Source organism: Burkholderia sp. BCC0398, from assembly GCF_902833245.1.
Taxonomy (GTDB): domain Bacteria; phylum Pseudomonadota; class Gammaproteobacteria; order Burkholderiales; family Burkholderiaceae; genus Burkholderia; species Burkholderia sola.
Window position 1 is genome coordinate 546,327 of the sequence record NZ_CADFEM010000003.1, and the last position, 19,674, is coordinate 566,000.

Below are 19,674 nucleotides of genomic sequence, written 5' to 3' on the forward strand. Positions count from 1 at the left end.
GCTTCGTGCATTACCTTGCGCACAGGGTGCAGGTTCGTCGGACGGAAGAGCAGAAACGCCGCTGCCGGCCAACCGGACGCCCCCACCCGGCACTCGACGCTCGAGTGCTTGAAGAGTGCGCGGCGCAGGGCAGCGCACCGGAGTTAGCTTCGCTGAGGTGAGGACATGATGCTGTTCGACGATTTGAGAGATAACGAGTGGGCGCTGGTCGAGGGTCTGTTTTGCTCGGAGCCCGCGCGGAGCGAGCGGCGCGGCCGTCCCCGCGTGGAAGCCCGGTCGGTGGTCAACGCCGTGCTGTGGGTGCTGTCGACGGGTGAAGGCTGGTCGAAACTGCCGGGCCGCTACCCGTCCCCGCCGACCTGCCGCCGCCGCTTCGACGAATGGCAGGCGGACGGTACGCTCGCCGAAATCGTGAAACGACTCGGCACGAGCGGCCGGCAAATCTCGCTGCGCGGACGCATCGGCGCAAGCGCGGCGAAGCCGCCCGCCCCGCCGAGCCGCGACCGGCTGCGCGGCGCCTTCTGGACCAATCCGGAATCCTGGCGCGCCCCCGTCAAGATGGCGTAACGAATGCTCGATCGGGCGGCTGCGGCCGCCCGGTGTCTTTCTGCGACGCGACTTCGTTGCGTCGCACGCTTTGCCGTCGATTACCGTTGTCGTGCCGCGAAACATCTATTTACCAATATTTACAGCAAGCCTGCACTCCCACGCTTACCTTAGCGTCATATCAACAGGCCGCACGGACGGCTTGAGAGGGAGCCCCGCCATGAAAACAATGTCACTGCTCGTTGCATGCGGCATTGTCGTTTCCGTGGCGCTGGCCGCTCCGGCCCATGCCGACGATCGCGCGAAGCCGCCCCATCGCCAGCAGGACCACCGCAACAGCCTCCGCCAGCCGCCGGCCGCCAACTCGTCGAGCCGGCAAACCGTGCCGCGCGGCGACTTGCGCGGCGATATCGCCAGCAACGCTCGGGCGCGGATCGGCTCACAGCCACCCGGCATGTCGCGTCATCCGTAGTCCTGTCGATTTCGAGATTTCGCCAAAGAAAATGCCCGGATCCGGGAACTGCGCCGCATGCGGCGAGTCACATCGTTGCCATGAGCACAGCGTGGCAGCAGCAAAAGTATCCGGTACGCCCGTATCCTCGCGATACGGGCTTTTTTTTGCATCGCCGGCCTGCGCGGCGATGCACGGGCCGGGATGAAGCCCGCTACAGGCGGCTTTCGAGAATCGCCACGGCGCCCGCTTCGCTCAATGCGTAGTCGTCCATGCGGCGATCAGTCCAGGAAAGCAATTTCTCGGCGCGCTCGAGGCGCGAGAATTCGGCTCGACCGCTGTCGGTCAGTACGGCAATGTCGACCGGTGCATGAAAGCCCGGTGCGGGGGCAACGGTCTTCTGCCTGACCGTGTCCATCAGCCCGAGCGAACGGAGATACTCGAACACGCCCGGGCGGCGTGCCCACGGTACCTGGCGGTACTGCACTCGTCTCAATGCGTCGAGCACCGCTTCGTTGGAATACGTGGCCATCTCGATTCTTTCTTAAAGTGCAGCGACAATGCGAAGCGGCGCACCGGGCGGGGTCTCCGCCCGCCGAAACCGCCACCGATTCTGGAGGCCAACGTTGTTCGGCGTCGCGTCAGGGCCGTATCGTCAGCCGTCCATAAAAAGACACCATACCCCAATCAAATTGATTCTGTTCGATTCATTTGTACTTCTCTTCATCGGTTTCATGCTCTGCCGCAAGCAGCGTCGAACCATTTCGATCGCCGCCGCCGCGCTGTTCTGGCTGCTCGCGACGGGCTGGCTCGCGGCGCCGCTGATCGCGTGGACCGAGGCCGGCGTCACGCCGGTCGAGCGCCCCGACATGCATGGGCGCACCACGCTGATCCTCATCGGCGCCGGCACGCACCGCACCGACACCGGATTGCAGCCGCCGCCGGACGGCGTCGCGCGCATCCGCAAGGTGGCGGCGCTCTATCGCACGTGCCGGCAGCAGGCCCAGCGCTGCACCGTCGTGATGTCGGGCGGCGACCCGCAACATCACGGCGACACGGAGGCGGCCGTCTACGGACGCCAGCTCGTCGCGCAGGGCGTGGCGCCCGCCGACCTCGTGCTCGAACCGAACAGCCGCACGACCTACGAAAACGCGAAATTCACTGCGTCTATACTACGCTCACAGTATGACGACGCGCGCATTCTCGTCACGTCGTCGTATCAGATGCGCCGCGCCCTGCTCGATTTCCGCCGTTTCGGCATCGATCCGCAGCCCGTTTATGCGAATCTCCGCCGCGCGCAGACGGGCTGGCTGCCGCGCTGGCGCAATGTGGCCAACGCCGCGCAGGCGCTGCACGAGCTGGTGGGAATCGCGCAATTCCACGTGTATCGCTGGCTCGGCTGGTTTTGACGACACCGGGAAACCCGGCGCGAAAATCGCGGTGCCACCCGGATGGCAGACGCGTGACGAAGTGCGCGAAGTGTTGCGCGACTTCAACGAGGTCTTGCGTCGTGCGACGATCCGGTGCACATTGATCCGTCACTTTTGTTACACTCGACACGCACTCGACGGCAGTCGCCAGACAAAACGGCAACACTCGGGTTCATCACCACTTAGCGGAGGTAAAGCAATGAAGAAGACGTCCCTGGCTATCCTGGTAGCGATGTCGGCGCTGACTGGCGCAGCGTACGCGCAAGAGAGCACGCAGATTCAAACCATCACCGATCCGGCCAAGATCGCCGAGATCGAGCAGCGTGCACAAGCGCTGCAACAGCAACAAGCGGCCGAAGCGGCTCAGCCGGCGGCGCAGGAAGAGCATCACCACGGCAAGAAGGCTGCGCATCACAAGAAGGCCGCCAAGAAGGCGAAGGCTGCAGACGCTGCCAGCCAGTAAGTTCGGCGGCACCGCTTCAGCGAAAAGCCGAATCCGGGCAGCCGGGTTCGGCTTTTTTGGTTGCGGCGCCTGCGCGCTGTGCTAAAGTCGCGCACCGAAATTTTCCACCCGTGCGCACCCCGGTGCGGAGGACAGCATGAGCAACATTCAACTCGACATCGAGTGGACCGAAGCCGCCACTCGCCAGATCAAGCAACTGATGCCCCGCGGCTCGGCCGACGCGTTCCTCGCGCTACCGCCGATCGAGTGCCTGCCGATGGAAGGCGACGTGCTGTTCCTCGGCCCGCAAGGCAAGCAGCAACCGTTCATCGTTGCCGAGCGCCAGTATCACCATGACGGCGACGCCGACTGGACGATCATCCTGATCCTGGACGTACCCGGCACGTCGCACTGACGCGCCGCCCGCGACCGGACACGTCCGGTCGCCCTGGCCTGCTCGCGTTCAGAGGAGCTTCGACAGCACGCGGATTTCGGAACGCTCGATCCAGTCCGCGGCCGCCTCGCGATAAGCGAGAATATGCGCGGAACGCGCATGAGCAGCCAACGCCTCCTCGCTCTCCCAACGCTCGACGAATACGAACCGCGCGGGCTCCTTCAGATCCCGGTGCAAGTCGTACTGCAATGCGCCGGCTTCGTTGCGGGTCGGCTCGACGATACCCTCGAGCACGGTGCGCAGTTTTTCCTCCGCGCCCGGCTTCGCCACGATCAGCGCCACGACTGCAATTTCCGCCATTCCCGCCTCCTTCGTCCGAAAAAGTCCGAGAATACGCGAATCCCGCAGCGCGCATCGGCTACGCCGATACGGCATGACGATGGCACAAAAAAAATAGCCCGCGCTTCAGAGAAGCGCGGGCGAAACCGTCGCCCTACGAGGATAGGCGACGGGGCCATCGAGATCCGCACGCGGGTGCGGATCATCATCTGTTGTGCGGACGCTTGTCGCGTCGGCATGTGAAGGCATCGAGACCGTTGTTCGGCGCACGCGGCGCACGCTCCGGACGCTGACGCCAGCCTCCCCGTTCTAACGATTCCAACCTATAAAGCAGGTTACGTGCCAAGCTCGACATGCACGACACTCCTTTGATTTGTAAGGACAATTTTTTGGATCGGCGACAATGTGACACGTGTTCTGTCGTCGTAACGCCCGAATGTTACGTAACGTCACGAGGCGGGCCGAACCACTAGAACAATCGCACGCGCCAGCGAGCAGCCATGAAAAAAGCCCGCCGGATGGCGGGCTTTTCAGGAGTGCGGGAAACGCCGGGATCAGCGGAGCTGATTCACGAGCAATCCCATGATTTGCCGAGCCGGCGACGACGTGTCGATCGAGCCCGCATCGTCGACGACCGCGACACGCGTCTGATCGGCAGTGAGCGCCTTCACGTTGACGCGATACTGCTTCGCCTGCTTTTCCTTCTTGCCGTGGAACAGCTGGCTCCAGAAGCCCTGCTCGGCCGAGCTCAGATCCTTCGGATCGACATAGCGCACGAAATACAGCCCCTTCGAGCGATCGCGATCGTCGACCGTGAAGTTCGCGCGATCGAGCGCGAGACCGACGTGCAGCCACGACCGGTCGTACGGCTCGCCGAGCGTGACTTCGGACGGCACGGCCGCATCAGCCGCGTCGCTGCCTTGCGCCGACGTGCGCGACACGTTCTGCGCGGCGATTGCCGCAGCGGCCTTCGACGACGCGTCGGCATCGGCCTTCTTGTCTTTCGGTACTGCGTCGTCCTTGATGTTCGCGATCGGCGGTTCGCCGTTCTTCGCGCGCTGCTCGTTCTGCGCGAGCACGGCCATCAGCCGCTTCAGGTATTCCGTCTCGAGCGCCGGATCGTTCGGCTTCGGCTCCCACTTGCTCGAATCGTTGTTCGCGCCGGTGATCGCCTCGCGCATCCCCTTCTGGCTGATGAACACGTAGGTGCCGCCGTTCGGCGCCGAATCGAGACGCGTACGGTACTTGTTGCGCTCGGCCGTCACGTACGAATTGCCCATCGCCTTCGAGATCACGCTGCGGATCAGGCCGTCGTTGATCTGCGGATGGGTTTCGTTCCAATCGGTTTCCATCACGCCCTTGTCGCGCTGGTCGACGACGAGCAGGAAGCCCTGCTCCTGCCAGAAACGGCGAACCTGCGGCCAGATCGCGGCCGGTTGCTTGCCGTCGATCACAAGCCAGCTTTCGGTGCCGTCGCGCTGGATATGCATGCCGGCCACGGCCGGCGCGACGGTGTCCAGCGCGGGCGCGGCTTGCTGGACCTGCTTGAGCGCGGACAGGGAAGTCGCGCCGCCCTGGGGCGGCAGCGAACGCTGATCGGCCGTCTCGTCGAGCATGTTGGGCGGCACTGCGAGCGACGCTTCCTTCGATTTCGAATCGCTCTTGTAGTCCACTTTCGTGGGCGACGACGTACCGCAACCGGCGACGAGCGCGCCGGTGGCGAGCACTGCAGCGAACCGCATGGTAAGACGAAGATCAGTCATGTTCGGGGAATCCTCTTCCGCTAAATCACGGCGCTTTCCGTGGATCAACCGTGCATTTTACCGGGGCCGCGCCGCGATGTGCAAAAAAGCGACGGCCAAGAAAAAACCCGCGTCAGCTTGAACTGACGCGGGTTCTTGTCTGGTCGGGGCGAGAGGATTTGAACCTCCGACCACCTGCACCCCATGCAGGTACGCTACCAGGCTGCGCTACGCCCCGAAAGAAAAAAATTATAACAGACAGTTCCCCGATTTAGAACGGGTCGCATGCATTTTGTGCCTGCCCTCGTGAAATTTTTTGGCGCGATCGTGCCGATGCAAGCAATCCGCGGCATCGAACCCGCATCGCCTTCACCGTCACCGTCACCGCTTGCGCGCGATACAGATGACCGTCAGGCCGGCGATGCGGTTGAAGCGGAACATCGGCAACTCGATGCGGCAGATCGTCTTGAGCAAACCGTTGACGAACGGATGATGACGGCGCAATTGCGACGCAGGCTCGCGCGGATGCGAACGCGCCCGCTCGCCCAGCCGCAGTGCGGCCGCGAGCGGAAACGTCAGGCCGAAATAGTAGGCGCCGTGCTCGACGTCGAGCCCCGCGCGCCGGACCACGTCCTCGAGGCCGCCGAGCGTATACCTGCGCTTGTGCTCGAGAAAATCGTCGTGGCCGCTCCAAAGAAACTGGAACGCGGGAACCGTGATCAGGAACCGGCTGCCCGCAGGCGCGCCCTTCACATACTGCGTCAGCAGCCCGACGTCGTCGTCGACATGCTCGAGCACGTCCATCAGCAACACGAGATCGGCATCGAATCGATCGACGGAGCGCCGAAAGTGGATGGGCTTGCCGGCCTCTTCGCCATCGCTGTCGTCGGCGTAGCTCGTGTCGACACACCATGCTTCCGTCGCCGGCGTGCGCTCGAGCAGATGCTTCGAGAAAAAGCCGGAGCCCGCACCGACGTCGAGTATCCGGTTCACGCCCGACGCGCCCAGGAACCGGCGAATGGCGCTCGCCTTCGACGCGTAGTACCAGTGATCGCCCACTCCCGCACCCAGTACGTCGACTTCCTTCAGGTCCATGGCGCTTCCCCGTGATGGCTGCCGTGTTGTGATGTCGAATTCGCCACTGAGCCGATCTTACCTCGCCGCCCTCGCCGATCGTATCCGTCGATGCCCGGGGCCGCGCCACTTCGGCATCCGGTGAAACCCGCGCCGGTCATGGTCGACCGCGGGTTTTCAGGGGCGCGTCGAAAGACGCCGGCCGACGGTCCGGACAAACCAAACGACCGTTTGATCCGCCCGTCCATCCACCGCGAAACCATTGTCCGGCAGCCCGCCAGCGCGCCGTAACCGGGCGGCCGTTGTTTGGTAACGCCGCTCTAGCGCGCTATGACACACTGCACGGCATCGACGCTCGCGCCGTGCAGTGGCGCGCGCCCCCGTCGATCAAGACAAGACATGGAGACAGACGATGCGGAATGCGGTCCGGCGCGGCCATCGCTCGCCTTTGGCAATTTTCGACCGGGTTGCCGGCCTGCGACGCACGGCCGCCCCGCGATCACACACGACATCCCGCGTGTTCGGCTGCGGCGCGCTGGCGCTCACGCTGCTCTGCGCCGGCTGCGCGGAATCGGCCGCGCAGCGCGACAGCAACACGTCGATCGCATCGACGAAGATAGAACGCACGAAGGCGGAGCGCCTCGCGCGCGAGCAGCAAATCGCGCGCACCGTGCCGTCGCTCGCGTCGATCAGCCTCACGCAACCGCGCCCGTTCACGCTGCGCGACTCGGGCCAGAACGGCGCGATGACGTTCCTGCGCGACGTCGATTTCCGCGTCGTCAACAATCTCGGCTTCTTCATTCATCAGCTGTCGGCCACGCTCGTGCCCACGCAGGCCGGCGCGCCGATCGTATTCGACGATCCGACGAGCTTCGAGATCGACGTGCACGAAGGCACGGTCACGCTCGACAACGCGAAGCTGACCGCCCTCTTCAACACCTACATCTTCGGCTATCGCAACGCGCCGCTGCGCAAGCTCGCGGTATCGGCCGGCGACGGCGTGATCCATCTGCAAGGCGAGATGCAGCGCGACGGCTGGGTACCGTTCTCGCTGACCGGCACGCTCGCGATCCGCGACGGCAGCCAGCTCGTGTTCCACCCGACCGGCGTACGCGTGTCGGGCCTCGACGCGCAGCCGGTGATGCGCGCGGCCAACGTGAAAATGGCCGACCTGCTGAAGGTGGAGACGCCGATCGCGCAACTCGCCGGCGACGATCTCGTGATGGCGGTCGACAAGCTGATGCCGCCGCCGCGCCTGAAGCTGACGATCACCGCGCTGCGCGTGACGCCGGCGGGCCTCGACCTGAAGCTCGACGACGGCACGCATGCGGGCTTCGCGATGCCCGCGAACGCGCCGCAGCAAGCGATGTACATTCGCGGCGGCGACGTGAAATTCATGCGCTCGATGCCGATGAACGCGGACATCCTGATCGCTCCGCTCGACGCGTCGAAGCGCGACCAGACGTTCGTGTTCGACCTGTACCACTATCGCGACCAGGTATCGGCCGGCTATTTCAACTTCGACGAAAGCGGCGCGATGGCGATCCGGATGCCTACATATGCGGGCCCGGCCAGCGGCGCGCTGCTCGGCAACGCGGCCGCGCGCCTGAACGACAGCTTCCTCGCCGCGCAGCAGAATGCGCTGCGCGACGTGCGCCAGCATTGGGAAGCGTACGCGCTCGCGGCGGACGCCGCGCGGCCCGGCATGCAGAAGGTCGCGATGCGGCGCACGTCGACGACGCCGTTCAACGAGCGGCACGTGTCGAACCGCAACCCGACGATCCATCTGCGCAACGTCGACTTCAACCTGTCCGGCGATATCGGTTTTCATGTCGAAGATCTCGACGTGGAACTCGTGTCGAAGCGCGCCGGCGAACCCGTCGATCTCGACGACCCGAACCAGTACGACATCCGCATTCTCGGCGGCACGGTCGTCGAGTCGTGGAAGGCGATGTCGGCGCTGTTCAACGACTACCTGCTCGACTATTCGCCGCGTTCGCTGAACGGCCTGCAACTGAGCGCGGACGGGCAGAACCTGCGCGTCCAGGGCGGCATCAAGCTGTGGAATCACGTGCCGGGCGTCTGGCTGCCGACCGACATGAAGGGCTCGCTGACGGTGCTCGACGACCGCCACCTCGCATTCAAGCCGTCGCAGGTGTCGGTGCTCGGCATCCCGCAGGCGACGCTACTGCGCTCGCTCGGCATCGAGCTGTCGTCGCTGACGCCGCTGCAGCGGCGCGGCGCGGAACTGCGCGGCGACACGCTCGTGCTCGACCAGTACACCGTGTTCCCGCCGCCCGTGCTGAACGGCAAGCTCGCGCAGGCGACGGTCGAGCGCGACGGCTTGCGTCTGACGTTCCGGCGCGCACCGGGCGCGCCCGCGCCGAAGCGGCCGCAGATCGATGCGCCGAGCTACATGTGGATGGAAGGCGGCGACATGAAGATGTTCAACGTGCTCGAACTGAACGTGCGCGCGCTGATCCGGAATTCGGCCGAGGCCGGCCCGATGCGGTTCGACCTGTACGGGTACCGCAACCAGGTCGCGCAGGGCTCGGTGCGGATGCTGCCGGACGGCACGCTGGTCGTCGACATGGGCCGGAAGAATCCGCTCGCGTCGCGCTGATCCGCAGGCGCGACCCGCATGAAAAAAGCCCGGTGGCGGTCGCCAACCGGGCTTTCCCATACATCCTGCGCACCGTGCGCTCAGTCGTGTTTCAGTCCGTCGATCACGTCCAGCAATGCCTGCCGCAACGCGGTCACATCGACGTTTGCGCCCGCGTTGGCCGCCCCGCGCGCATCGGCGGCCTGCACATCGGATTCGACCGGCTCCGCCGCGGCCCGATCGCTGCCCGGCGAATCGAGCCGGTTGCGCGCGCCGTTGATCGTGAAGCCCTGCTCGTACAGCAACTCGCGAATCCGCCGGATCAGCAGCACTTCGTGATGCTGGTAATACCGCCGGTTGCCACGCCGCTTCACCGGCCGCAGCTGAGTGAACTCCTGTTCCCAGTAACGCAGCACGTGTGGTTTGACCCCGCACAGTTCGCTGACTTCGCCGATCGTGAAGTAGCGCTTCGCGGGAATCGGAGGCAAGACGACTTTCTCAACCGTGGTGGTCATCGGTTAACCGTCGGTAAGGGTGCGCGGCGGCCGCGCGGGGCGTGGGCGCGTATTACTCCGCGCCGTTTTCGACCAGCGCCTTCAGCTTCTGGCTCGCGTGGAAAGTTACCACCCGGCGGGCCGCGATCGGAATCGCCTCGCCCGTCTTCGGGTTGCGGCCCGGGCGCTGCGGCTTGTCGCGCAACTGGAAATTGCCGAACCCCGACAGCTTGACGCTTTCGCCGTTTTCGAGCGCATCGCGGATCACTTCGAAAAACGCCTCGACCATGTCCTTCGCTTCACGCTTGTTCAGCCCGACGCTATCGAACAGCAGCTCCGCCAGTTCCGCCTTCGTCAGCGTCGGCGTCTCCGTGGACGCCGGCGCCGAAGCGTCGCGGTTCATGGCGCTGCGTTGCGCCGTCAGGAGGGCTTCGAATTCACTCGAGGTCATGTCGTTCATATCTGCCATACAGCGCGTTGAATCAAAACTTACGATGGAAAAAGCCGCCCGCGAACGGGCGGGCCCTCTCCTTAGCCGCGCAGGCGCGCACCGGCACGAGCCATTCGCTCGACCAGCGTCTGGATCGCCTGATCGACGACCTCGTCCTGCAGCGTGCCAGCCGCGTCCTGCAGCGTCACGCGGAAGGCAAGGCTCTTCTCGTTCGCGGCAAGACCACCGGAAGTATTTGATTTTGCACGAAATTCGTCAAAGAGTACAACCTTCTGAACGAATCGGCAGGCGTCTTCGGCAAGCGCCTTCTTCATTTCGTCGAAAAGTGCCTGAACCTCGACCGCCTGATCGACGACAACGGCGATATCGCGACGGACCGGCGGGAATTTCGACACGTCGGTCGGCGCGGGCAGCGCACGTGCAGTCAGCGCATCCGCGTCGATTTCAAACATCACCGGTGCGTGCGGCAGCTCGTACTTCTGCATCAGGCGCGGATGCAGCTCGCCGATCCAGCCGACCGCACGGCCATCGACTTCGATGCGCGCGCTGCGGCCCGGATGAAGGGCCGGATGCTCGGCCTTCACGAAGCGCGCGACCGCCGGCGCGAGCAGCGCCTCGAGATCGCCCTTCACGTCGAAGAAATCGACCGCGCGGGTCGCGACGCCCCACTGCTCGTCGAATGCCGGACCGTACGCCAGCGCGCCGACGCGCTTCGGCTGCGCATGACCTTCGACCGCCAATTCGCCGGCCTTCACCGACGGATCGGCAATGAACACGCGCCCCGATTCGAACACGCGCACGCGATCGGCGCGGCGGTTCAGGTTGTGGCGCAGCACCGAGATCAGGCTGCCGAACAGCGTCGTGCGCATGACCGAAAGCTGGCTGGCGATCGGGTTCAGCAGACGGATCGGGTTGTCGTTGCCCGCGAAATCCTGCTCCCACTCCGCATCGACGAAGCTGAAGTTGACGGTTTCCGCGTAGTCGCGCGCGGCGAGCGCGTGACGGATGTCGTGGATCGAACGCCGCGTCTCGTGGGTCGCACGCATTTCGCTCGTCGCGACCGGCGGCCGCGCCGGAATCTTCTCGAAGCCGTAGATGCGCGCCACTTCCTCGATCAGGTCTTCCTCGATCTCGATGTCGAAGCGGTGCGACGGCGGCGTGACGAGGAACGCGTCGTCTTCACGCTCGAACGGCAGGCCGAGGCGCGTGAAGATGTTCGCGATCTCGTCGGCGTCGATCTTCACGCCGATGATGCGGTTCGCGCGCGACACACGCATCTTCACCGGCACACGCTGCGGCAGGTTCACCGCCTGATCGTCGACCGGGCCGGCCTTGCCGCCGCAGATTTCGAGGATCAGTTGCGTGATGCGCTCGACGTGCTCGACGGTCGTCGCGTAATCGACGCCGCGCTCGAAGCGATGGGCCGCATCGGTCGAAAAGTTGTACTTGCGCGCGCGGCCGCGGATGCTGTCCGGCCACCAGAACGCGGCTTCGAGGTAGATGTTGGTCGTATCGAGCGTGACGGCCGTGCTGTCGCCGCCCATGATGCCGGCCAGGCTTTCGACCTGACGATCGTCCGCGATCACGCCGACCGTTTCGTCGAGTTCGACCGTGTTGCCGTTGAGCAGCTTCAGCGATTCGCCGCGCTTGCCCCAGCGCACTTCGATGCCGCCGTGGATCTTGTCGAGATCGAACACGTGCGACGGGCGGCCGAGCTCGAACATCACGTAGTTCGAGATGTCGACGAGCGCGGACACGCTGCGCTGGCCCGAACGCTCGAGGCGCTCGACCATCCACTGCGGCGTCTTCGCGTGCGCATTCACGCCGCGGATCACGCGACCCGAGAAGCGGCCGCACAGATCGGGCGCGGCGATGCGCACCGGCAGCGTCTCGTCGAGCTCGACGTTCACCGGGCGGATGTCGACCGGCGTCAGCGGTGCGCCGGTGATCGCGGCCGTCTCGCGCGCGATACCGAACACTGACAGGCAGTCGGCCTTGTTCGGCGTCAGCTTGATTTCGAAGATCGTGTCGTCGAGATTGAGCGTCTCGCGGATGTCCTGGCCGATCGGCGTATCTTCCGGCAGGATCAGCAGCCCGCTGTGATCCTCGGACAATTTCAGCTCACGCGCCGAGCACAGCATCCCCTGGCTCTCCACGCCGCGCAGCTTCGACAGCTTGATCGCGAACGGCTTGCCGCCCTCTTCCGCCGGCGGCAGTTCCGCGCCGACCAGCGCGACCGGCACCTTGATGCCGGGCGCCACGTTCGGGGCGCCGCACACGATGTTCAGCGTCGCGCCGGTGCCGGCGTCGACCTGGCAGACATTGAGCTTGTCCGCATCCGGATGCTTGACGACTTCGAGCACGCGGCCGACGACGATCTTCGACGTCGGCGGCGCAGCCTTGCTCAGCGATTCGACTTCGAGCCCCGCCATCGTCAGCGCGTGCGACAGGGCGTCGGTCGTCAGCTGCGGGTCGACAAAGGTTCTCAACCAGGATTCAGGGAATTGCATGGATGTCTACGTTCGAAACAGGTTAGATCGACGCCCGGGCTCCGTCGGAAACGTCCGTCGGGGCATGCGCGGGCACAGGTCGGCGCGGCGAGCGGCGTTATGCGAACTGGCGCAGGAAACGCAGGTCGTTCTCGAAGAACAGCCGCAGATCCTGGACACCGTAGCGCAGCATCGTCAGGCGCTCGAGGCCGCTGCCGAACGCGAAACCGATGTAGCGCTCGGGGTCGAGGCCCATGTTGCGGATCACGGTCGGATGCACCTGCCCGGAGCCGGAAATTTCGAGCCACTTGCCGGCGTTCTTGCCGTGCTCGAACATCATGTCGATCTCGGCCGACGGTTCCGTGAACGGGAAATACGACGGACGGAAGCGCACGAGGATGTCGTCGCGCTCGAAGAATTTTTTCAGGAAGTCGGTATAGACGCCCTTGAGGTCGGCGAAGCTGATGTTTTCGTCGATCCACAGCCCCTCGACCTGATTGAACATCGGCGAGTGGGTCGCATCGCTGTCGACGCGATACGTGCGGCCCGGCGCGATCACCTTGATCGGAGGACGGTTCATGCGCGCATAACGCACCTGCATCGGGCTCGTGTGCGTGCGCAGCAGCAGCTGGCGGCCGTCGGCATCCTTGCCTTCGACGTAGAAGGTGTCCTGCATCGAACGCGCCGGATGGTTCTCCGGGCTGTTCAGCGACGTGAAGTTGTACCAGTCGGTCTCGATTTCGGGGCCGTCGGCCACGTCGAAACCGATCGAGCCGAAAATCTGTTCGACACGCTCCCACGTGCGCATCACCGGGTGCAGGCTGCCTGCACCGGCGCCACGGCCCGGCAACGTCACGTCGATCGCTTCGGCGGTGAGGCGCTGATTCAGCAGCGCGTCGGCCAGGGCCTGGCGACGGGCGGTGAGCGCGGCTTCGACCTGCTGCTTCGCGACGTTGATGCGTGCGCCTTCGGTCTTGCGTGCTTCGGGATCGAGCTTGCCGAGGCCCTTGAGCAACTCGGTCAGCGCACCCGATTTGCCGAGAAATCGGGCTTTCTCGTTTTCGAGCGTGGTGATGTCGGCAGCCTGTTCGAAGGACTGCTGCGCGTCGGCGACAATCTGGTCCAGATCCATAGATCCCATCATTTCCAACGTCATTCGGTCTTGGCGAGCGAAATGGCCTCGCCAAACAAAAAAGGGGCTCGGAAGAGCCCCGTTTTCGCTGCAGCGGCCGAGACTACCGGAACCTCGCTGCAACTAACCACGCAGTGCTAATTTCGCAATTAGGCTGCAACGGCGGCTTTCACCTGCTTGACGATCGCAGCAAAAGCAGCCTTGTCGAACACCGCCATGTCGGCCAGCACCTTACGGTCGAGTTCGATCGACGCCTTCTTCAGGCCGTTGATGAACACGCTGTAGGTCATGTCGTGCTGGCGAACTGCCGCGTTGATACGCGTGATCCACAGTGCGCGGAACACACGCTTCTTGTTGCGGCGATCGCGATACGCATACTGACCAGCGCGCATCACCGCCTGCTTGGCGATGCGGTAGACGTTATTGCGGCGGCCGCGATAACCCTTGGCCAGGTTGATGATCTTCTTGTGGCGGGCCCGTGCGGTTACCCCACGTTTGACTCGAGGCATGTTTCTCTCCTTGGAGTATCAGTTGAGGGGTTACGCGAACGGGAGCATCGCGCGGACGGAGTTCAGATCGGAATCATGAACTGCCGTTGCGCCGCGCAGATGGCGCTTGTTCTTCGTGGTTTTCTTGGTCAGGATGTGACGCTTGAAGGCTTGACCGCGCTTGACGGTACCGCCCGGACGCACCACGAAGCGCTTTGCAGCGCTCTTCTTGGTCTTCATCTTAGGCATGACGAACAACTCCAGTTTATTAGATGGCGATGGGTGTGCGGTTGGCTTGCGCCCTTGACCCGCCCTTCGAAACCCAGTCCACTTGTGTACGGCGCACCGCTTGCGCAGCCGCCGTCATCGTTGGCGCGCCGCCCTGACCGGGCTACGCGCCGAACCACTGTCGAACCTGCGCGCGATGCGCGCGGGCTCGTTACTTCTTTTTCTTCGGCGAGAGCACCATGATCATCTGGCGCCCTTCCATCTTCGGCATCTGCTCGACCTGGCCGACTTCCTCGAGATCCGTGCGCAGACGCTCCAGCATCCGCATACCGATTTCCTGGTGAGCCATTTCGCGGCCGCGGAAACGCAACGTGATCTTCGTCTTGTCGCCCTCTTCGAGGAAGCGCACGAGATTGCGGAGCTTGACGTTGTAATCCCCGTCATCGGTACCCGGGCGGAACTTGACTTCCTTGACCTGGATGACCTTCTGCTTCAGCTTCGCTTCGTGCTGCTTCTTCGATTCCTGGTACTTGAACTTGCCGTAATCCATCAGACGGCAAACCGGCGGCACCGCTTGCGGCGCGATCTCCACCAGGTCAACATCCAGTTCTTCCGATTTACGGAAAGCGTCAGCGAGTTTTACGATACCGAGCGGTTCGTTCTCGATCCCGACCAGGCGCACTTCCGGCGCAGTGATTTCACCGTTGATGCGGTGCGACGACTTATCAGTAGCGATGTTACGTTTCCTCTAAAAATTAAAAAAATGAGCCGCGCTGCCAGGGCGGTTACTTGAACGAGCGCAGGTCTTCCTGCAGACGCTCAACGAAGGCTTCGACCGGCATAACGCCAAGATCGACGCCGCCACGGGCACGCACGGCTACCGTTTGCGCATCACGCTCCTTATCGCCCACGACGAGGAGATAAGGCACCTTTTCCAGCGTGTGCTCGCGTATTTTATAGCTAATCTTCTCGTTGCGCAAATCGGCCGCCACTCTAACCCCTTGTTTTTGCAACGTTTGGGTCAGAGCGTGCGCATATTCGGCCTGACTTTCGGCGATATTGAGCACAATTGCCTGGTACGGCGCGAGCCAGACCGGCATTGCACCAGCATGGTGCTCGATCAAGATGCCGAGGAAACGCTCCATCGAACCGACGATCGCGCGGTGCAGCATCACCGGCCGGCGACGGCTGTTGTCCTCGGCGACGTACTCGGCGCCCAGGCGCTCCGGCAGCACCATGTCGAGCTGCAGCGTGCCGCACTGCCACGAGCGGCCGAGGGCGTCCTTGATGTGGTACTCGATCTTCGGGCCGTAGAACGCACCCTCGCCCGGCAACTCTTCCCACGTGAGGCCGCAGGCGGTCAGCGCGTCGCGCAAACCCTGCTCGGCGCGATCCCACGTTTCGTCCGTCCCCGCACGCTGGTCGGGGCGCAGCGACAGCTTGATGTCGATGTGATCGAAACCGAAGTCCTTGTACACGCTCATCGCGAGCGTGTTGAACGCGATCGATTCCGAGATGAACTGATCTTCCGTACAGAAGATGTGCGCGTCGTCCTGCACGAAGCCGCGCACGCGCATCAGGCCGTGCAGCGCGCCCGACGCCTCGTTGCGGTGGCACGAGCCGAATTCCGCGTAACGCAGCGGCAGGTCGCGGTACGAGCGCAGGCCGTGCTTGAACACCTGGACGTGGCCCGGGCAGTTCATCGGCTTGATCGCGTAGTCGCGCTTCTCCGACTCCGTCGTGAACATGTTCTCGCGATAGTTCTGCCAGTGGCCCGACGCTTCCCACAGCGAGCGGTCCATGATCATCGGCGTCTTGATCTCGAGATAGCCGGCGTCGTTCACGCGGCGGCGCATGTACTGCTCGACCTGCTGCCACAGCGCCCAGCCCTTCGGATGCCAGAACACCATCCCCGGCGACTCTTCCTGCATGTGGAACAGGTCGAGCTGCTTGCCGAGCTTGCGGTGGTCGCGCTTTTCCGCTTCCTCGAGCATGTGCAGGTACTGGTCCTGGTCTTCCTTCTTCGTCCAGGCCGTGCCGTAGATGCGCTGCAGCTGCTCGTTCTTCGAATCGCCGCGCCAGTACGCGCCCGCGACCTTCATCAGCTTGAAGATCTTCAGCTTGCCGGTGGACGGCACGTGCGGGCCGCGGCACAGATCGGTGAAGCCGCCGTGCGAATACAGCTTGATTTCGTCGCTTTGCGGAATCGATTCGATGATCTCGGCCTTGTACTTCTCGCCGATGCTGCGGAAGTAACCGGCCGCCTCGTCGCGCGACACGACACGGCGCGTGACCGGCTCGTCCTTCTTCGCGAGTTCCTGCATGCGCTTTTCGATCTTTTCCAGATCTTCCGGCGTAAACGGGCGGTTGTACGAGAAGTCGTAATAGAAACCGTTGTCGATCACCGGGCCGATCGTCACCTGCGCGTCCGGATACAGCTCCTTCACCGCATACGCGAGCAAGTGGGCGGTCGAGTGGCGGATGATGTCGAGGCCGTCGGCATCCTTGTCCGTGACGATCGCGAGCGACGCGTCGCGGTCGATCAGCGTCGACGTATCCACGAGCTCGCCATCGAGCTTGCCACCCAGCGCAGCCTTGGCGAGGCCGGGACCGATCGAGGCCGCAACCTCGGCAACTGTCACCGGATGCTCGTATTGTCGAACTGAGCCGTCAGGCAAGCGTATCGAAACCATAGCATTCTCCGTGATGCCGACAGTGGGCGGCAGACCAGGTACGCGAGATCAACTCGCGCGTGAAAATTCGCGACAAAAAAAATGCGGCCCCGCTTTCGAGGGGCCGCATTCGATACTTCACTCAAACTGAAAGGGCGAAAACGTTCCTCGACTAGCGTCGCTCCGAAGTGGTTTCGGTCAACGTTCGCGGTGTCATAACCGTATTCGCCTTGTTCGCGTTGAGTTGTGTACTGCTTCGAACACCCGGAGGCCGGGCATTCTCAATTCGTTGGTAGGCTCGATTGGATTCGAACCAACGACCCCCACCATGTCAAGGTGGTGCTCTAACCAACTGAGCTACGAGCCTAGAGAAGCTAAGATTATATGGAGTGGCTGCAGGCTTGGCAAGTGTTTTATGCGGTCGCAGCAAAATAACGCGGATCCAACCCCATCAGGATTTCCGCCCTGCCCGCACGACGCCCTGCACCTCGCCGAGCAGCGTGCACGCGCGCTGCACCTGCGCCGAATTCGAGACCTCGACCGTGAACTGCATGAAGGCCGCATTGCGGCGGCTTTGCGTCTTCACGCCCACGACGTTGATCTTTTCGCGCGCGAACACTTCGGAGATATCGCGCAGCAGCCCTTGCCGATCGCTCGCCTCGATCATCAGGTCGACCGGATAGACGGACGCGCCGCGCCCGCCCAGCACGTCGGCCGACCAGGTCGTCTGCAGCACGCGTTCCGGCGCGCGCTCGACCATCCGGCGAAACGTCGGGCAGTCGGTGCGGTGGATCGACATCCCCTTGCCGCGCGTGACGAAACCGCTGATCGGATCGGGCGGCGCCGGACGGCAGCAGCGCGCCAGCTGCGTCAGCAGCGCGTCGACGCCCACCACCAGCACGCCGGTCGATGCACCGTGCGCGACGCTCGCGCCGCTGCTGCGCTTCTCGAAATCGGCCGGCGCCTCGGGCGCCGGTTCCGGCGGCGGCGCGTCGGACAGCGCGTGCTCGACGTTGCGCAGGCTGAATTCTTCCTTGCCGACGACCGAGAACAGCTCCTCGGGCGACTTGAAGCCGAGCTTCGCGGCGAGGTTGTCCAGGCTGACCGACGTCTTGCCCTCGCGCTGCAGCGTCTTTTCGACGAGCGCGCGGCCGTGCGCGATGTTTTCTTCCTGCTCGATCGAGTTGAACCACGCACGCACCTTCTGCCGCGCACGCGGGCTCTTCAGGTAACCGAGCTGCAGGTTCAGCCAGTCGCGCGACGGCCCGCCTTCCTTCACCGCGACGATCTCGACCGTCTGGCCGTTCGAAAGCGGCGTGTTCAGCGGCACCATCACGCCGTCGACGCGCGCGCCGCGGCAGCGATGGCCGAGCTCGCTGTGCAGGTGGTACGCGAAATCGACCGGCGTCGCGCCCTGCGGCAGCGCGATCACGCGCGCCTGCGGCGTCAGCACGTAGATGTGGTCGTCGTCGAGCGACGTCTCGCGCAGTTGCGCCCACGCCTGATCGCCCGACACCTCGGTGCCGTCCTCGACGTCGTCCTTCCACGCGAGCAACTGACGCAGCCACGCGATCTTCTCGTCGTACTTGTCGCTCGCCGAGAACTGTCCGCCATAGCCGCGTGCGCCGGCCTCCTTGTAGCGCCAGTGCGCGGCGACGCCGTACTCGGCGAAGCGATGCATCTCCTGCGTGCGGATCTGCACTTCGAACGCACGGCCGTCGTCGCCGATCACGACCGTATGCAGCGACTTGTAGCCGTTCGGCTTCGGCCGCGAGATGTAGTCGTCGAACTCCTTCGGCACCGGCTGCCACAGGTGATGCACGATGCCGAGCACCGCGTAGCAATCCTTGATGTCGGGCACGATCACGCGAAACGCGCGCACGTCGTACAGCTCGGAGAAATCGAGCTCCTTGCCGCGCATCTTGCGCCAGATGCTGTAGATATGCTTCGGCCGGCCGCTGACGTCGGCCTGGATGTGCGCTTGCGCGAGCTCGTGCTGCAGCCGCGCGATCGCCTGCGTGACGTACGCCTCGCGCTCGATGCGCTTCTCGTCGAGCAGCTTCGCGATCCGCTTGTAGGTGACGGGATCCTCGAAGCGGAACGCGAGATCCTCGAGTTCCCACTTCAGTTGCCAGATACCGAGACGGTTCGCGAGCGGCGCATAGATCTCGAGCGTCTCGCGCGCGACGTCGGGCGGCGGATCGAGCTTCGCGGCCGCGTAGTAGCGCAGCGACTGCAAGCGCGAAGCAAGGCGGATCAGCACCACGCGGATGTCCTGCGCGAACGCGAGCAGCATCTTGCGCAGCGCCTCGATCTGCGTGCGCCGCTCTTCCGCCGCGTCGCGCCCGGAGTCGGGCTTCGCGTTCTGCGCGGCGCGCAGGCTGACGGTGCCGAGCCGCAACAGCTTGCGCACGTCGGCCACGAGCCGCGCGACTTCGTCGCCGAAACGCTCGGTCAGCTCGCGTTCGGGGTCGCTCAGATGCGGCGTCAGCACGAACAGCGCGGCGGCCTGCATCGCGTGCGGATCGACGTTCAGCGTGCGCATGATCGACGCCGTGCCGGCCGAGTGATCGGCGAGCAGCTCGCCGGACGACAGGCGCGCGTCGCCGGCCCGCTCGCGCACGAACGCGAGCACGTCGTCGAACGACGGCGCCGCGACGGGAGAAGCGGAAACGGATTCGGTCATTGCACGGCCTGCCG

At 64.2% G+C, this 19,674-nt stretch carries 18 protein-coding genes, 2 tRNA genes and 1 pseudogene; 6 read left to right on the plus strand and 15 right to left on the minus strand.

What is annotated here, in order from left to right; translation table 11 throughout:
- Positions 1 to 168: 168 nt before the first annotated feature.
- Positions 169 to 555 (plus strand): annotated as a pseudogene (locus HWX76_RS09095) (transposase); the annotation flags it as partial.
- Between the two features lie 211 nt (positions 556 to 766).
- Positions 767 to 1,018, plus strand: a complete 252-nt coding sequence (locus tag HWX76_RS09100; protein ID WP_050012479.1) for a hypothetical protein — start codon at positions 767 to 769, stop codon at positions 1,016 to 1,018.
- Between the two features lie 193 nt (positions 1,019 to 1,211).
- Here the strand turns inward: HWX76_RS09100 and HWX76_RS09105 are convergent, their stop codons facing one another.
- Entirely contained in the window at positions 1,212 to 1,529 is a 318-nt protein-coding gene (locus HWX76_RS09105) for a hypothetical protein (protein WP_050012478.1), read from the minus strand.
- 160 nt (positions 1,530 to 1,689) lie between these two features.
- Between HWX76_RS09105 and HWX76_RS09110 the strand changes: the two genes are divergently transcribed.
- From HWX76_RS09110 to HWX76_RS09120, 3 genes are all read left to right on the plus strand, one after another.
- Positions 1,690 to 2,406 (plus strand): YdcF family protein, encoded by a 717-nt coding sequence (locus tag HWX76_RS09110; RefSeq protein ID WP_050012477.1) that lies wholly within the window; start codon positions 1,690 to 1,692, stop codon positions 2,404 to 2,406.
- A gap of 220 nt (positions 2,407 to 2,626) precedes the next feature.
- Positions 2,627 to 2,890 (plus strand): hypothetical protein, encoded by a 264-nt coding sequence (locus tag HWX76_RS09115; RefSeq protein ID WP_050012476.1) that lies wholly within the window; start codon positions 2,627 to 2,629, stop codon positions 2,888 to 2,890.
- 136 nt (positions 2,891 to 3,026) lie between these two features.
- On the plus strand, positions 3,027 to 3,284 hold the full coding sequence (locus HWX76_RS09120; RefSeq protein WP_034184019.1) for a hypothetical protein: 258 nt from the start codon (positions 3,027 to 3,029) through the stop codon (positions 3,282 to 3,284).
- A gap of 48 nt (positions 3,285 to 3,332) precedes the next feature.
- Here HWX76_RS09120 and HWX76_RS09125 read toward each other — a convergent pair whose 3' ends face one another.
- From HWX76_RS09125 to HWX76_RS09140, 4 genes are all read right to left on the minus strand, one after another.
- Positions 3,333 to 3,623: a putative quinol monooxygenase gene (locus tag HWX76_RS09125; protein ID WP_050012475.1), complete on the minus strand. Its 291-nt coding sequence runs from the start codon at positions 3,621 to 3,623 to the stop codon at positions 3,333 to 3,335.
- 533 nt (positions 3,624 to 4,156) lie between these two features.
- Complete coding sequence (gene bamC, locus HWX76_RS09130) at positions 4,157 to 5,365, minus strand: outer membrane protein assembly factor BamC (protein ID WP_176015708.1); 1,209 nt, start codon at positions 5,363 to 5,365, stop codon at positions 4,157 to 4,159.
- Positions 5,366 to 5,505: 140 nt separating this feature from the next.
- Positions 5,506 to 5,582 (minus strand) — tRNA-Pro (locus HWX76_RS09135).
- A 143-nt stretch (positions 5,583 to 5,725) separates the two neighbouring features.
- Positions 5,726 to 6,439 (minus strand): methyltransferase domain-containing protein, encoded by a 714-nt coding sequence (locus HWX76_RS09140; RefSeq protein ID WP_050012473.1) that lies wholly within the window; start codon positions 6,437 to 6,439, stop codon positions 5,726 to 5,728.
- A 391-nt stretch (positions 6,440 to 6,830) separates the two neighbouring features.
- Between HWX76_RS09140 and HWX76_RS09145 the strand changes: the two genes are divergently transcribed.
- Positions 6,831 to 9,041, plus strand: coding sequence for a hypothetical protein (locus HWX76_RS09145; RefSeq protein ID WP_176015709.1), 2,211 nt, complete (start codon positions 6,831 to 6,833; stop codon positions 9,039 to 9,041).
- 80 nt (positions 9,042 to 9,121) lie between these two features.
- Here HWX76_RS09145 and HWX76_RS09150 read toward each other — a convergent pair whose 3' ends face one another.
- The 10 genes from HWX76_RS09150 to HWX76_RS09195 all read right to left on the minus strand — a co-directional run bounded on the left by HWX76_RS09150 (position 9,122) and on the right by HWX76_RS09195 (position 19,660).
- On the minus strand, positions 9,122 to 9,535 hold the full coding sequence (locus HWX76_RS09150; protein ID WP_050012471.1) for a MerR family transcriptional regulator: 414 nt from the start codon (positions 9,533 to 9,535) through the stop codon (positions 9,122 to 9,124).
- Positions 9,536 to 9,587: 52 nt separating this feature from the next.
- The gene (locus HWX76_RS09155) at positions 9,588 to 9,974 is read right to left on the minus strand and encodes an integration host factor subunit alpha (RefSeq protein ID WP_006486093.1); all 387 of its coding nucleotides are present in this window, start codon (positions 9,972 to 9,974) and stop codon (positions 9,588 to 9,590) included.
- A 71-nt stretch (positions 9,975 to 10,045) separates the two neighbouring features.
- On the minus strand, positions 10,046 to 12,475 hold the full coding sequence (gene pheT, locus HWX76_RS09160) for a phenylalanine--tRNA ligase subunit beta (RefSeq protein ID WP_050012470.1): 2,430 nt from the start codon (positions 12,473 to 12,475) through the stop codon (positions 10,046 to 10,048).
- A gap of 97 nt (positions 12,476 to 12,572) precedes the next feature.
- Positions 12,573 to 13,586 carry a phenylalanine--tRNA ligase subunit alpha gene (gene pheS, locus HWX76_RS09165; RefSeq protein ID WP_050012469.1) on the minus strand — a complete coding sequence of 338 codons (1,014 nt, stop codon included), beginning with the start codon at positions 13,584 to 13,586 and terminating at the stop codon, positions 12,573 to 12,575.
- Between the two features lie 149 nt (positions 13,587 to 13,735).
- Entirely contained in the window at positions 13,736 to 14,095 is a 360-nt protein-coding gene (rplT, locus tag HWX76_RS09170) for a 50S ribosomal protein L20 (RefSeq protein WP_004192938.1), read from the minus strand.
- A gap of 30 nt (positions 14,096 to 14,125) precedes the next feature.
- Positions 14,126 to 14,323 carry a 50S ribosomal protein L35 gene (rpmI, locus tag HWX76_RS09175; protein WP_004191477.1) on the minus strand — a complete coding sequence of 66 codons (198 nt, stop codon included), beginning with the start codon at positions 14,321 to 14,323 and terminating at the stop codon, positions 14,126 to 14,128.
- A 190-nt stretch (positions 14,324 to 14,513) separates the two neighbouring features.
- Positions 14,514 to 15,038, minus strand: a complete 525-nt coding sequence (infC, locus tag HWX76_RS09180; protein WP_071734130.1) for a translation initiation factor IF-3 — start codon at positions 15,036 to 15,038, stop codon at positions 14,514 to 14,516.
- Positions 15,039 to 15,087: 49 nt separating this feature from the next.
- Complete coding sequence (gene thrS / locus HWX76_RS09185; RefSeq protein ID WP_089488382.1) at positions 15,088 to 16,995, minus strand: threonine--tRNA ligase; 1,908 nt, start codon at positions 16,993 to 16,995, stop codon at positions 15,088 to 15,090.
- A 269-nt stretch (positions 16,996 to 17,264) separates the two neighbouring features.
- Positions 17,265 to 17,341: transfer RNA gene (locus HWX76_RS09190), tRNA-Val, on the minus strand.
- 84 nt (positions 17,342 to 17,425) lie between these two features.
- A complete protein-coding gene (locus HWX76_RS09195) occupies positions 17,426 to 19,660 on the minus strand; it encodes a bifunctional (p)ppGpp synthetase/guanosine-3',5'-bis(diphosphate) 3'-pyrophosphohydrolase (protein WP_089488381.1) in 2,235 nt (744 codons plus the stop codon).
- Positions 19,661 to 19,674 lie beyond the last annotated feature (14 nt).

Excerpts from the sequence above, each read along its gene's own strand:
- HWX76_RS09100 (WP_050012479.1), top strand. The coding sequence starts at position 767 with ATGAAAACAATGTCACTGCTCGTTGCATGCGGCATTGTCGTTTCCGTG.
- HWX76_RS09105 (WP_050012478.1), bottom strand. The coding sequence starts at position 1,529 with ATGGCCACGTATTCCAACGAAGCGGTGCTCGACGCATTGAGACGAGTG.
- HWX76_RS09115 (WP_050012476.1), top strand. The coding sequence starts at position 2,627 with ATGAAGAAGACGTCCCTGGCTATCCTGGTAGCGATGTCGGCGCTGACT.
- HWX76_RS09120 (WP_034184019.1), top strand. The coding sequence starts at position 3,027 with ATGAGCAACATTCAACTCGACATCGAGTGGACCGAAGCCGCCACTCGC.
- HWX76_RS09125 (WP_050012475.1), bottom strand. The coding sequence starts at position 3,623 with ATGGCGGAAATTGCAGTCGTGGCGCTGATCGTGGCGAAGCCGGGCGCG.
- bamC (WP_176015708.1), bottom strand. The coding sequence starts at position 5,365 with ATGACTGATCTTCGTCTTACCATGCGGTTCGCTGCAGTGCTCGCCACC.
- HWX76_RS09140 (WP_050012473.1), bottom strand. The coding sequence starts at position 6,439 with ATGGACCTGAAGGAAGTCGACGTACTGGGTGCGGGAGTGGGCGATCAC.
- HWX76_RS09145 (WP_176015709.1), top strand. The coding sequence starts at position 6,831 with ATGCGGAATGCGGTCCGGCGCGGCCATCGCTCGCCTTTGGCAATTTTC.
- HWX76_RS09150 (WP_050012471.1), bottom strand. The coding sequence starts at position 9,535 with ATGACCACCACGGTTGAGAAAGTCGTCTTGCCTCCGATTCCCGCGAAG.
- HWX76_RS09155 (WP_006486093.1), bottom strand. The coding sequence starts at position 9,974 with ATGAACGACATGACCTCGAGTGAATTCGAAGCCCTCCTGACGGCGCAA.
- pheT (WP_050012470.1), bottom strand. The coding sequence starts at position 12,475 with ATGCAATTCCCTGAATCCTGGTTGAGAACCTTTGTCGACCCGCAGCTG.
- pheS (WP_050012469.1), bottom strand. The coding sequence starts at position 13,586 with ATGGATCTGGACCAGATTGTCGCCGACGCGCAGCAGTCCTTCGAACAG.
- rplT (WP_004192938.1), bottom strand. The coding sequence starts at position 14,095 with ATGCCTCGAGTCAAACGTGGGGTAACCGCACGGGCCCGCCACAAGAAG.
- rpmI (WP_004191477.1), bottom strand. The coding sequence starts at position 14,323 with ATGCCTAAGATGAAGACCAAGAAGAGCGCTGCAAAGCGCTTCGTGGTG.
- thrS (WP_089488382.1), bottom strand. The coding sequence starts at position 16,995 with ATGGTTTCGATACGCTTGCCTGACGGCTCAGTTCGACAATACGAGCAT.
- HWX76_RS09195 (WP_089488381.1), bottom strand. The coding sequence starts at position 19,660 with ATGACCGAATCCGTTTCCGCTTCTCCCGTCGCGGCGCCGTCGTTCGAC.